The following is a 13,214-nucleotide window of genomic DNA, read 5'->3' as shown; positions in this document are numbered from 1 at the left end:
AAAAAGGCCATGGGCAATGAAGAAAAACATATTTTGCACAAAGACGATACAGTAAACCTCAACAAGGTCGATGACACCGTTGAACGCATCAGTGATGAGCGAAAAGATGAAATTCTGCACAATTTTGAAGAATTTAAATCTTACCTCCACACAAGAGTAGCGCTTGGCGAAAAATTGGGATTGGATGAAGAAACATTGGCCAAAGCGGCACAAAAGGTCGCTGAACATCTCGCACAATCAGAAGATCCACGCAACGCGGAAGAAAATCTTCTGAAAGAGCTTTGGAAGGTTGGAGATGATCAGCAGAAGCACCAACTGGCCCATATGCTCATTAAACTTGTACAATAGAGAAAGAAGCTGCCATTTTGAAACCCTTGGCAGCTTTTTTTCGTTTAATAAGATATTCTTTTGCAAGAGGTGCCGCAATGATTAAACGTTTGATTAAAAAAGTATCTTTTCCTCTCATCCCGACGCTTTTGCTTCTGGCCGGTTTTGGACTGGCTACAGCTTGCCTTTTGATTTTTGCCGAATTATCGGAGGAGGTATTGGAAAAAGAAGCGTTTGGGTTTGATCCCGTCATTATTGATGCTGTTCGTTCGTATTCATCACCAGCCATGGACCGGGTCATGCTTGTTTTTACAGAAATCGGATCGAAATTGGCGCTGGGGATTCTGGTTGCAGCAGGAATGCTGTGGCTATGGCTTAAACACAAAAATATTTGGGGAATGCTCTTTTTTCTGATTGCCGTTGGCGGGGGAGGCTTGCTGAACCTGATCCTGAAAAATGCCTTCCAAAGAAAACGGCCCGACACAGATCCGATTGTTGAAGCTCTGGGCTTCAGCTTTCCTAGCGGACATGCGATGGGCAGTTTAGTTTATTATGGATTTCTGGGATACTTGGTTGTCAGGAGTAAAAGAAAGACCGGTATTAAATTCTTCTGGGGCTTTCTTTTCGGAATTGTGATCATTTTGATTGGAATTAGCCGAATATATCTTGGTGTCCACTATCCATCAGATGTGGTTGCCGGTTATGCTGCTGGTCTCGTATGGCTTCTTTTATGCGTAGCTGCACTTGAAGCCGTTTATTTTTATAAACAGCGTAACTCTTAAGGACAACAGAATCAAACCGGGAATTGGCCGACGATAACCGACAAGTAGTTCTTCAAGTTTTCGAGTGTTGCCGGCGTTCGTGCATTACGTTCTCCGTCACAGTCAATCAATTGGTCGGGTGTGGCGGTCACGGAAAGTGAACTGGTTTTATAGTAAAGCAGGTCTTCATTGGCAGGTGTGGTGTTCAGTAATTTGGATTGAACCGCATCCCAGATTAATCGTAGCGAAGGCTCTTTGACAATCAGGATGTCAAACTTCCCGTCCTGAATATCCGTGTCAGGAAAGAACGCTCTAATGCCTCCGGTAAACGGGCCGTTTCCGACAATGAGCATGGAGGCATCTCCGCTATAGGTGAAGTCAGGGCTATCAATTTCGAGGTGAAACGATTCATAATTCTTCACCGTTTGGGCAGTTGAAAGGTAGTAGGACAAGCGCCCAAACCGGTCCTTAACCTGGCTGTCAATATTCGCAGAAACTTGAGTGATTAAGCCGATTCCCCAAAAGTTAAGGAAGTAGTTTGTGCTGCAATGGCCGACATCCAGTTTTTCGATTCTGTTCTCGAGAATTTGATCCACGGCCTTAAAAGGGTCCTGATCCATGCCAATGGCCCTTGAAAAATCGTTGCATGTGCCTCCGGGCAATATGGCGAAGGTTGGACGGTTTTCAAGAGGGCAAAGAGCGTTGACAAGTTCGTGGATCGTCCCGTCTCCGCCGGCTCCGATAATCAGATCCACATCGTCAGCAATCTCTGCCAGAAATCTTCCGCCGTCTCCTTCATCCTTTGTTTTGTGGAGAATAACCTCGCCGTAGGCTTCTTCTATTTTTTTTACCACATCATCTATATTGTCAACGAGCTGTTTGTTGCCCGCATACGGATTCAGGATAATTGCTGCTTTTTTCATATGAACCCCTCCTCATCTCCTAAAAGTAATTGCACGCTCCTATAGATTTATCATATCTTCCAGAATTTATCTCTCATAAGGAAAAACCTGCATGCTTACGGATGCCTGCAGGCTTAGATGAATGAATGTATATGATTTTTTTTAGGAAAGTACTCGGTATTGCTTTACATACGACGGTCCGGAAAACAAGGTTTGTGGAAGACCGCCACCTGTGCCCCTGTCCTTGTGGGCTTCCGCATAGGCGGAGGATTGCTGCCAATTGATAAAGTCTGATTGGGACTCCCATAACGTCAATATGATATAAGGGTCATTTTTGTCTGGCCGCAATACGCGAATCGCTGCAAAGCCGGGTTCCTTTTCTACAAGGCCCGCTCTCTGGTGGAATCGTTCCTCAAAGAGGGCACGTCCTTCATCGGTTACCTGGATGTGGTTCAACACGGCAAATGAACCATTTTTCAGGTTTCCGCGTGAATTCAGGATTTCATATGAATGTCCTTCTTCAAAAGGATTGGTTTCCTCGTTTTCCACTATTAATGCCGCATCTCCTCCGCTTTCAAGCAGTATGGCATGTTCATGAGAGGCTTCCGGCAGTTTTTCTAGAAAATGCTGTGTTCCGAAAGTGATAAATAGCTTCATATATAACCGCTCCTTTTTGGTCAGATAGTAGTGGGAAGAAAGCTTCTAATTCATGAATTACCCGCTGAATGCAAATAATAAACGAGTGTTAAGTTAATGAATAGCGTCTGCAGTATTATGTGATTTATCCTTCTTTTCGCGTAATCTGTAATAATATAGTAAAATAAGCAATCAGGATGGCACGTTGATAGGGAAACTTTGTCATAAAGAGAGGTACATGGCGTGTTTAAAAATGGAATGCTAGGTATTGGTTTATTAATCGGGATTTTTATAGCGGGATTTATGGGCTATTTATTTATACTCATGGCCGGGGATTATGTGGTGGATGAGAATGACCTCGTCATGAACTCTGCTTCAAAACTGGTGGACATGAAGGGGAATACCATTACACGGATCTATTCTGAAAACCGGGAGCTGGTATCCGGGAAAGAGATACCGGATGAGGTGAAAGATGCATTTGTGTCGGTGGAAGATACGAGATTCTATGAGCACCATGGCCTTGATTTCCGCTCCATCGCCCGTGCCGTTTACCGGGATATTGCCGCGGGGCATAAAGTAGAGGGAGGAAGCACGATTACTCAGCAGCTGGCAAAGAACGTTTTTCTTTCCCATGAAAAATCACTGCTCCGAAAAACGAAAGAGGCTGTCATCGCTATTAATCTTGAAAGAAAATACAGCAAAGATAAAATTTTGGAAATGTACCTTAACCAAATTTATTTTGGGCATGGTGCTTATGGAATTCAGGCCGCTTCCAAATTCTATTTTAATAAAGATGTGAGTGATCTGACGCTTGAAGAAGGGGCTATGCTTGCAGGAATGCCAAAAGCACCAAGCTACTATTCACCGATTGAGCATAGAGAGGCCAGTAAAAAAAGAAGGGACCTTGTGCTGGATTTGATGGCCAAGCATCATTTCATTACGGCTGAACAGGCGGTAAGAGCGAAGGGCAAAACAATCTCTCTGAATCTTCATAAAGAAGAACGAAATCCGGCCCTGACCACCTATATTGATATGGTGCTTGATGAAGCAAAGGACAGATATCATCTTTCACGTGAGGAAATGCGCAAAGGCGGCTATAAAGTGGTTGTGCCGCTGCAAAAAGCCACACAGGAAACCCTGTATCAAACCTTTTTAAAACCTGACTATTTTGTCGGAACGGGGAAAGAGCCGCCTGAAGGCGCAATGGTGATGATGGACGCCGACACGGGCGGTATTATTGCTGCCCAGGGAGGAAGAGGATATTTAAGAGACGGCCTTAACCGGGTGAATGTTAATCGCCAGCCAGGTTCTGCCTTCAAACCGCTTGCGGTTTATGCGCCAGCTCTGGAAACCAAGGCGTACAAACCGTATTCGATGCTTAAAGACGAGCAGCTTAGCTACAAAGGCTATGCGCCCAAAAACTATGACGGAAAATACCGCGGCAAAGTATCCATGGCCGAGGCCATAAGGGATTCAATCAATGCTCCAGCGGTATGGCTTCTCAATGAGCTGGGCATCGACCAGTCTAAAGCAGCACTGAAGAAGCTTGGCATGGATATCCCGGACAAAGGGCTCGGTATTGCGCTTGGCGGTCTGGACAACGGTGTATCACCCTATCAGATGATGGCCGCCTACCGGTCGTTTGCCAGGGAAGGGAAGACGGTCAAACCTTATGCGATTGCCAAAATCTATGACCGGAACGGAGAACTTGTCGGAAAGGCCAGCCATAAGGAAAAGAAAGTATTTAAAAAACAAACCGCATGGTATATGACCCGCATGCTTCAGCAGGTGGTTGAAAAAGGGACCGGAAAATCCGGAAACGCCGGCACAGAATTGGCGGGCAAAACCGGTACGACGAATTATGAAGGAGTTCCTCATGCAAACAAAGATGCCTGGTTTGTCGGGTACACGCCCAAAGTGGTAGGAGCCGCATGGATTGGATATGACAGAACCACAAACGAAAGCTACCTGAACACATCAAGTGAAAAAGCGACGCTACTTTTTAAAGATGTGATCTCCCAGATGCCGTCTCAACGGGGGCTGACGTTCAAGAAACCAAAAGGTGTGAAAGAACTCGATCCACCAGTGGATTTGATCAAAATCAGTGATTTGAAAGCCAACTTTGCTCTTGGGAGTTTCGGTGTGCCTGGAATTAAACTTTCCTGGACGCCATCTGACGATGAACGTCTCCAGTACAAGATTTACGCAATAAAAGACGGGGAATCCACCCATGTCGATACAGTAACCGGAAAGGGCTCTTATACCGTTTCAGGACGATATCTGTTCACCCTGCCTAAATTCTACGTGGTGCCCCTGAATCCGCAAACCGATCAGGAGGGTGAACCTTCCAATTCTGTTGCGCTTGATCTGTTCCGTTAAATTTTTACCGGCTGTAAATGACATTCGTCCGTGGCCGCATGTCGAATTCATGACATTTAAATCGGTACCCTATACATTTATTGTGAATTCTTTTACAATGTTTTATGGATAATGGAGCGAACGGGTTTCTTATCATCATATTAAAGGAATTCATAATAGGTCGGGACACAAAGCAGGGAAAGTGTGGATCGGGCTTTTGCTTCAAAGCAGAAAGGTGTGTTGATGTTGATGATGAATGAGGAGTTTTTAAAAGCCTGTCGAAAAGAGGAAAACAGTTTTGTACCGGTATGGTATATGCGCCAGGCAGGGCGATCTCAACCGGAATACCGAAAACTGAAAGAAAAATATTCGCTTTTTGACATTACTCACCGCCCGGAGCTTTGTGCCCAGGTTACTAAATTGCCGGTTGATCAGCACGGTGTTGATGCGGCCATCCTCTATAAAGACATTATGTCTCCCGTTCCCGCTCTTGGAGTAAATGTTGAGATCAAGACCGGCATCGGACCGGTGATTGATGCACCGATCCGGACGATGGAAGATGTTGAGAAATTGGGTACAATTGAACCGCAAAAGGATGTTCCTTATGTTCTGGAAACGATCCAGCTTCTCCGCCAGCAGCTCGAGGTGCCGTTAATTACTTTTGCAGGGGCCCCGTTCACGATCGCAAGCTATATGATTGAAGGAGGCCCATCAAGGGATTACCATCATACAAAAGCATTCATGTATTCAGATCCGGAAGCCTGGTTTTTGCTGATGGACAAACTGGGTGACATGTCGATTGCCTATGCAAAAGCACAGATTGCTTCAGGTGCACAGGCGTTCCAGATCTTCGATTCATGGGTAGGTGCCCTGAACGCCGAAGACTTCAGACACTACATCAAGCCGGTGATGAACCGTATCTTCTCTGAACTGCGCACCGAAGGAGTTCCGCTCATTCTTTATGGAACTGGGGCACGCCATCTTCTGCAGGATTGGAATGACTTGCCTATCGATGTGATTGGGCTGGATTGGAGAACGTCTCCAAGGGAAGCAAGAGAAATGGGAGTGACCAAAGCACTTCAGGGCAATCTGGATCCTTCCATCTTGCTGGCTCCGTGGAAGGTTATTGAGGAAAAAGCCAAGCAAATCCTCGACGAAGGAATGGAAGAGCCAGGGTTCATCTTTAATGTAGGGAAAGGGATTTTCCCTCAGGTACAGGTAGAAACATTGCAGCGGCTGACCGCATTTATACACGACTACTCTTCTGAAAAATTGGGGTGACACAAATGGGAAAACGAAAAATGGGATTGCTTGTCATGGCTTACGGCACACCACGAAGCCTTGATGAAGTAGAATCCTACTATACTCACATTCGCCGCGGAAGGAAGCCATCCGAAGAACAGCTTCAGGATCTCACACACCGTTATGAGATGATTGGGGGAATATCCCCGCTGGCCAAAATTACAGAGGAACAGGCTTTGAGGCTGGAAGAGGAGCTGAACCGCCGCTTTAGTGATGTGGAATTTAAAAGTTATTTGGGCTTGAAGCACATTGATCCCTTCATTGAGGATGCGGTAAAGCAAATGAAGGAAGACGGAATAACCGAAGCGGTATCCATCGTTCTTGCGCCGCACTATTCCACCTTCAGTGTGAAATCCTATAATGGGCGTGCCGCTGAAGAGGCAGAGAACGTTGGTATTCAACTGACCTCAATTGACCAGTGGTATGATCATCCGAAATTTATAGACTATTGGGTAACGGAGATTAATAAGGTCATGGGCGGGATTCCATCGGCCGAAAAAGAAAAAACAGTCGTTATCTTTTCGGCCCACAGCCTGCCTGAACAGATTTTGAAAATGGGAGACCCTTATCCCGATCAGCTGAAAGAAACAGCCGACTTGATCGCGGTCAAAACTGGAATTCCTCATTATACAATCGGCTGGCAAAGTGCGGGAAATACGCCTGAACCCTGGATCGGTCCCGATGTACAGGATTTAACAAGAGATTTATATAAAGAACATGGATATACATCCTATGTGTATTGCCCGGTCGGCTTTGTTGCTGATCACCTCGAGGTTTTGTTTGATAATGATTATGAGTGCAAGGTTGTAACCGAAGAACTGGGCGTAAATTATTACCGCCCGGCAATGCCGAATGCCAAGGATGAATTTATTGGCGCACTCGCTGATGTTGTATCAGAAGCTTTAACCCAAGAAGGAAAGTGATAATCATGCCCAAACGGCAGCATGTGGTAATAATTGGCGGCGGAATAACCGGCCTGACGGCAGCCTTCTACCTGCAGCAAGAGAAGGAAAAAGGCCTTCCGGTAACCTATACATTGATTGAAGCTTCAAGCCGGCTTGGCGGAAAGATCAAAACCATTCATCGCGAAGGGTTTGTGATCGAAAGGGGGCCGGACTCCTACCTTGGGCGGAAAAAAAGCATGACACGTCTGATTGAGCAGGCAGGACTAGCTGACAAACTGGTCAACAATGAAACCGGACAAGCTTATGTGATGTCCGGGGGGGCTCTTCATCGCATTCCCGAAGGCGCGGTTATGGGTGTTCCTACGAAAGTCGGTCCCTTTATTAAAACCAAATTGTTTTCTCCGGCTGGCAAAGCCAGGGCCGCGCTTGATCTCGTTCTTCCACGGCGTGAAGAAGCAGACACCGACATTTCGGTGGGCCACTTTTTCAGGAGAAGGCTGGGTGACCAAGTGGTGGAGAATTTGATCGAACCTTTGCTTTCGGGCATTTATGCCGGCGACATCGACCGGCTGAGTCTGCAATCGACATTTCCGCAGTTTCAGGATGTTGAAAAAAAATCAAGAAGCCTTATTCTTGGTATGAAACAAAACATTCCGAAGCCGTCCGACCGTCCGGGTGCGTATGGAAAGAAAAAAGGGCAGTTTCTCACGCTGTCTTCCGGGCTTGAATCGCTTGTGGAAAGAATTGAGGAACAACTGGAACCGGAAAGCATTTGGAAAAATAAAAAGGTGTCAGGCGTGGCAAGGGAAGAAACAGGCAGATACCGGATCGATTTGGAGGATGGAACCAATACACATGCGGATGCTGTGATTTTGGCTTCTCCTTATTCGGTGACTAAACATCTGCTTCCGGAACAATTGAGAGTAGATGGATTCCATGCAACCCCATCTACCTCTGTAGCAACAGTAGCGATGGCTTTTCCTGTTTCAGCATTGAAAATGGATATTAACGGAACAGGATTTGTTATCTCCAGAAAAGAGCCCACAACCATTACCGCATGCACGTGGACTCATCGGAAATGGCCGCATACTACGCCTGAAGGAATGGTGCTGCTGCGTTGTTATGTGGGTCGGGCCAACAATCAGGATATTGTTTTTGAGTCGGATGAGACGATATTGAAAACCGTATTGAAGGATTTAAATATCATCATGGATATTGCCGCTGAACCGGAATTTTATTATGTGTCCCGCTGGATTCAATCCATGCCTCAATATGAAGTCAACCATAAGCAGCAATGGGAAAGGCTGCAGGCCAACCTTTCGGAGCATTTTCCCGGTGTTTATGCGGCAGGTGCTTCCTATGAAGGGGTGGGGCTTCCCGATTGTGTGGCTTCAGCTGAAAAAGCAGTAATGCATATTGTTAAAAATTTGCGGTCGGCCCATTAGCGCCTGCCGCTTTTTTATTTTTTTCCCGCATTGCCGGTGTCTCTCGCTTTTAAACGGTTATTTCAGTATAATTCTATAGTGGTATAGGGATTTTTGAAGGAGATTTAATAAAATGAGGGACTTTTTACAGCCATTGTTTGTGAATATTGCGATTGTGTTTTTATTGACCTATTTAGCCAACACGCTGATTCCATTTATGATCAGGCGGGAGTTTACCCTTCGCATGAAAGGCATTTATGGCATGATCGCGACTGCATGTGCTCTGCTTTGCATGGTCTATCCAATCCAGACGCTTCAGGATTCTGTCTTTGATTTACGAAACGTTCCAATTATGGTGGCCACCTTATACGGAGGACTGCTCCCTGGAGTTATTTGTACCTTGTTTGTCTGTGCGGCACGCTTGTTTATTGGCGGGAATTTTGCAATGGTTGGTGTAGGGCTGGCATTGATCGCATTCATTATTGCGGCAGCCTACAAGGGATTTTTTACAGAGAACAAAAAGAAATGGAAAGCAGGCATCGTGATTGCTTCCATTTATACGGTCATTTATATGATGATCATCCATAACCGGTTAAACTTTTTGCCTGCTGGTTTTTACTGGGTGTATTTTATCTTTTTTCATATTTCTTTTTTCTCTACTATTTTGTTGATTGAAAGACTGACTGCGGTGAACATGAGACTGGAAGAAACCGTTTACCTTGATAAACTGTCGGTCGTGGGGCAAATGGCTGCAGCTATTGCCCATGAAGTGAGAAATCCAATGACCACGGTGCGGGGACTGATTCAGTTTTTAGCGGAAGACACGGAGGATAAGAAACTCAAGGAATTTTCACCGCTTATTTTGGGAGAACTTGACCGTACAAATAAAATTATTACGGATTATCTTACGCTGGTCCGACCTTCCGCTCCGGAGCTGACGATTCTTTCCTTGAATGAAGTGGTTCATGATACGCTGGCGCTCATTACTCCATATGGTGCTTTGCATAGTGCTTCTATTCACTATAAAGAAACAGAGCAGCCTTACAAGATTGTCGGAGATTCCCAGCATATCAAGCAGTGTTTGATTAATATTATAAAAAATGCCATCGAGGCCACAGAGGGGAAAGAAGGAAAGATTGATATCTATAAGCACTCTTCTTCGAAAAACTCCGTTACGCTTGTCATTGAGGATAATGGCATAGGAATGACGGAAGAAGAGCTTCAAAATATCGGTTTGCCCTTTTACACCACAAAAACAAAAGGTACTGGCCTCGGAACCATGATTATTAACCGGCTGATCAGGGAAATCGGAGGCAGTGTACAATTTGAAAGCAAAGCCCTGGAGGGAACGAGAGTCTTGCTTACATTGCCTGTTTCTTCTCCTTAAATGAATCTTGTATAAAGATCGGTTACATGGTAAAGTGAGGAATTGACCAGTTCTAAAAAATGGTCAGTGAAAGGAAATGTGCCCATGGTTGATCGTAGACAAAATATCTTAGAAGCTGCTGCAAAGTCTTTTACATTGTTTGGTTACAAGGCAACCACAATGGACCAGGTAGCGAAAATTGCCAATGTTGGAAAGGGAACGATTTATACTTTTTTTGAGAACAAAGAGGAGCTTTTTAAAGAAATTGTATCAGACCTTGTTCAGCAAATTAAACATGTAGCGGTGGAGGCGATCCGGCAAGAACGTCTATTTCATGAAAACCTTCATGCTGCCCTCTATGGCGTTCTTGACTTTCGCAAGTCTCACAAGCTTGCCATCAAAATTTCGCAGGAAGGCAGAGAGATGAATACTCCTGCTGTAAAAGAGGCAAGCAACATGCTGGAAACAGCGGTGATGTCATTCATCAGGCAAGAGCTTGAAAAGGCAATCGAAAAAGGTGAAATTAAGAAATGTAATACAGAAATTACTTCCTATGTCATGTTAAAGATGTATGTATCACTTGTATTTGACTGGGAAATGGAGCACAAGCCGTTAAGCAAGGAAGAAATCGCCGACATCTTTGAAAATACCCTCATTACCGGTTTAAGAAAGTAACAGTTGCAAACCGGATAAACTCGTGGTATTTTTAGTAATGACCAATTTTTGATTTTAGTCAGTTTTGCAGCGATCTTTTTAAAAAGATCTCTTTTTTTTAAACGAAAATGACCATATGACTAAAATAGTCATTATGTATTAACTGAGGTGAGAACACATGGTTTGGAAACAATTTCAATCCGTCCTGAGCAAACCGAAATTACTGATACCAGTGGCGGCTATTTTATTTATTCCTATTCTTTATGCTGGCATCTATCTATGGGCCTTTTGGGATCCTTATTCCCATACCGATCAGCTGCCTGTCGCTGTTGTAAACGAGGACAAAGGTGCTGTAATGGATGGAGAAAAACTCGAGATTGGGGATGACCTCGTCAAGGAATTAAAGGATAATCCCGATTTTAAATGGGAGTTTGTAGGAAAAAAACAAGCGGAAAACGGACTTAAAGAGAATAAGTATTATGCAGTAATTGAGGTTCCGGACAATTTTTCAAAAAAAGCCAAGACAGCAATGGGTCCCCATCCGGACAAGCTGCAATTAACATACAAAACCAATTCGGGATATAACTATCTGGCATCCCAAATTGGTCAAAAAGGGGTACAACAGCTAGAAAACAAGCTGTCCAACCAAATCTCCAAAACCTATACCGGCGTTATATTTGATAAGATAGATGAAATGGGAGATGGGTTTAAGAAAGCTTCTGATGGAGCAGGAAAACTGGCACAGGGCTCTTCAAAAGCCTCCACGGGTTCGCACGATTTGGCGAAAGGCACAGAAACCCTGTCCAATAAAACAAAAGATCTTGAAAGCGGACTTGGAGAATTGGAGGGAGGTTCTTCACAGCTGTCATCAGGGTTGAAGGCTTCCAAGGACGGCACAGAAAAGCTGTATTCAGGAATGAAGCAGCAAACCTCCGATATCGAGAAGCTGAATAACGGAGCGGAGCAGTTTACCCAGGGTACAAACCGTTTTGCTGCAGGCTTGGGTGAGTTAAACGAAAAAGGAAGTCAAATCACATCCGGTCAGACGCAATCCGCCCAGGGGGCAAACGAGCTGAAATCTGGTGCTCAAGCGGTTTATGCAGGTTCCGCAACGCTTGATGAAAAAGGAGAAGATCTGCTGGCTGGCGCAGAACGTTTAAAGAAAGGTGCTGGTGAACTTTCAGCAGGTGCATCTTCACTTAAAGACGGTGCCGACCAAACGGCTGCAGGAGCAGCGAAAGTAAGCGATGGTCTTTCATCCTTAAAAGCCGATTTAGAAAAGAATCCGGATATGCCAAAAGCAGAAATCCTGGCAAGGGTTGCGGCTCTTGAAGCAGGCAGTAAGCAGGTGAGTCAGGGAACCCAAAAAGTTGCGGGCGGTGCGCTTCCTCTTAAAGAAGGAGCAAATGAGCTGTCAGCAGGCGCGAATCAGCTTCAACAAGGACAGTCATTGTTTCAGCAAGGTGTCCGAACCCTTCATACCGGTCAGAAAAATTTGGTGGAGGGCATTGATCAGCTCGCAGCAGGCCAGCAAAAACTGTTGGATGGCACAAAAACCTTTATGTCCAAAATTGGTGAAGCAAAGAATGGAGCCGATCAATTAGCGGCCGGTTCTGCACAAGTAAGTGGAGGAACAGGCAGCCTGGCCAAAAGTTGGCCATCACTTGTTGAGAATGTGGGCAAACTAAATGAAGGCCAATCCAAATTAGCCCAAGGAAGCATCGATTTAACCCAAGGTATTCAAAGTGCCAAGGACGGTTCAGGGAAACTAAGTGCAGGAGCCCAGGAGTTGAATAAAGGCGCCGGAGACTTGGCTTCCGGAGTGGATTCCATCCATTCGGGCAATAAGGAGCTTGCCGGGGAACTTCACAAGGCAGCGGACAAAGCCGGAAAAGCGAAAGCCACTGACGATGAGATTAAAATGATATCCAATCCGGTCAAAGCCCTTAATGCAAGTACTGTAAAGGATATGACCTATGGTACAGGGCTTGCCCCTTACTTCCTTTCCCTTGGTCTTTTTGTGGGTGCACTCATGCTTACCATTGTCTTTCCGCTGGTCGAACCTGCGGTTAAGCCTAAAAACGCCTTCAGCTGGTTCTTCAGCAAATATGCTTTTATGGCGGTAACAGGAATTATTCAAGCATTAATTGCAGATTTCATCCTGCTCAAGGGACTGGATTTGGAAGTACAGAGCACAGGAAGGTTTATCGTCTTCAGTATCATCATCAGTTTAACGTTCATGGCGATCATACAGTTTCTGGTATCATCCATGGGAAATCCGGGAAGATTTATCGTTATCCTGATGCTGATTTTCCAATTGACGTCGAGCGGAGGTACATTCCCGACTGAAATGATTCCCTCTTCTTTACAGACGGTTCATTCCTTTATGCCGATGTCCTATTCCATCGCAGGGTTAAGAGCAGTCATCACCACCGGAGATTACAGCCTGATGTGGCAAAATGCCATTATACTGGGCTACTTTATGGTGCCGATGCTTGCAGCGTCTCTTCTATTCTTTGCCTTTAAAATGAAAAAGTTCAAAAATGACGAGAACGCAGCGAATACTATTTAATAGTAAA

Annotated in this window: 11 protein-coding genes; 9 read left to right on the top strand and 2 right to left on the bottom strand. The window is 45.1% G+C overall.

Annotated elements, in window-relative coordinates; all coding sequences use genetic code 11:
- Positions 1-9: 9 nt before the first annotated feature.
- Positions 10-348 (top strand): DUF3243 domain-containing protein, encoded by a 339-nt coding sequence (locus DMO16_RS11500; RefSeq protein ID WP_061967254.1) that lies wholly within the window; start codon positions 10-12, stop codon positions 346-348.
- A 77-nt stretch (positions 349-425) separates the two neighbouring features.
- Positions 426-1,109, top strand: a complete 684-nt coding sequence (locus DMO16_RS11495; protein WP_061967256.1) for a phosphatase PAP2 family protein — start codon at positions 426-428, stop codon at positions 1,107-1,109.
- An 11-nt stretch (positions 1,110-1,120) separates the two neighbouring features.
- Here DMO16_RS11495 and DMO16_RS11490 read toward each other — a convergent pair whose 3' ends face one another.
- The gene (locus DMO16_RS11490) at positions 1,121-2,011 is read right to left on the bottom strand and encodes a diacylglycerol/lipid kinase family protein (RefSeq protein ID WP_061967259.1); all 891 of its coding nucleotides are present in this window, start codon (positions 2,009-2,011) and stop codon (positions 1,121-1,123) included.
- A gap of 141 nt (positions 2,012-2,152) precedes the next feature.
- Positions 2,153-2,647, bottom strand: a complete 495-nt coding sequence (locus DMO16_RS11485) for an antibiotic biosynthesis monooxygenase family protein (protein ID WP_129477558.1) — start codon at positions 2,645-2,647, stop codon at positions 2,153-2,155.
- A gap of 237 nt (positions 2,648-2,884) precedes the next feature.
- On the opposite strand from DMO16_RS11485, the gene DMO16_RS11480 reads away from it, so the two are divergent.
- From DMO16_RS11480 to DMO16_RS11450, 7 genes are all read left to right on the top strand, one after another.
- The gene (locus DMO16_RS11480) at positions 2,885-5,005 is read left to right on the top strand and encodes a transglycosylase domain-containing protein (protein WP_061971375.1); all 2,121 of its coding nucleotides are present in this window, start codon (positions 2,885-2,887) and stop codon (positions 5,003-5,005) included.
- Between the two features lie 222 nt (positions 5,006-5,227).
- Positions 5,228-6,265, top strand: coding sequence for a uroporphyrinogen decarboxylase (gene hemE / locus DMO16_RS11475; protein WP_425590070.1), 1,038 nt, complete (start codon positions 5,228-5,230; stop codon positions 6,263-6,265).
- Positions 6,266-6,270: 5 nt separating this feature from the next.
- The gene (gene hemH, locus DMO16_RS11470) at positions 6,271-7,209 is read left to right on the top strand and encodes a ferrochelatase (RefSeq protein WP_129477554.1); all 939 of its coding nucleotides are present in this window, start codon (positions 6,271-6,273) and stop codon (positions 7,207-7,209) included.
- Between the two features lie 5 nt (positions 7,210-7,214).
- Positions 7,215-8,636, top strand: a complete 1,422-nt coding sequence (hemY, locus tag DMO16_RS11465; protein WP_129477552.1) for a protoporphyrinogen oxidase — start codon at positions 7,215-7,217, stop codon at positions 8,634-8,636.
- A gap of 112 nt (positions 8,637-8,748) precedes the next feature.
- Positions 8,749-10,002 carry an ATP-binding protein gene (locus DMO16_RS11460; protein ID WP_129477550.1) on the top strand — a complete coding sequence of 418 codons (1,254 nt, stop codon included), beginning with the start codon at positions 8,749-8,751 and terminating at the stop codon, positions 10,000-10,002.
- Positions 10,003-10,086: 84 nt separating this feature from the next.
- Positions 10,087-10,656: a TetR/AcrR family transcriptional regulator gene (locus DMO16_RS11455; RefSeq protein ID WP_129477548.1), complete on the top strand. Its 570-nt coding sequence runs from the start codon at positions 10,087-10,089 to the stop codon at positions 10,654-10,656.
- Between the two features lie 157 nt (positions 10,657-10,813).
- Entirely contained in the window at positions 10,814-13,207 is a 2,394-nt protein-coding gene (locus tag DMO16_RS11450) for a YhgE/Pip domain-containing protein (protein ID WP_129477546.1), read from the top strand.
- Positions 13,208-13,214 lie beyond the last annotated feature (7 nt).

Source organism: Fictibacillus sp. S7 (assembly GCF_004127935.1).
Lineage (GTDB): Bacteria > Bacillota > Bacilli > Bacillales > Fictibacillaceae > Fictibacillus_C > Fictibacillus_C enclensis.
This window is presented reverse-complemented; position numbering and strand designations above follow the sequence as displayed.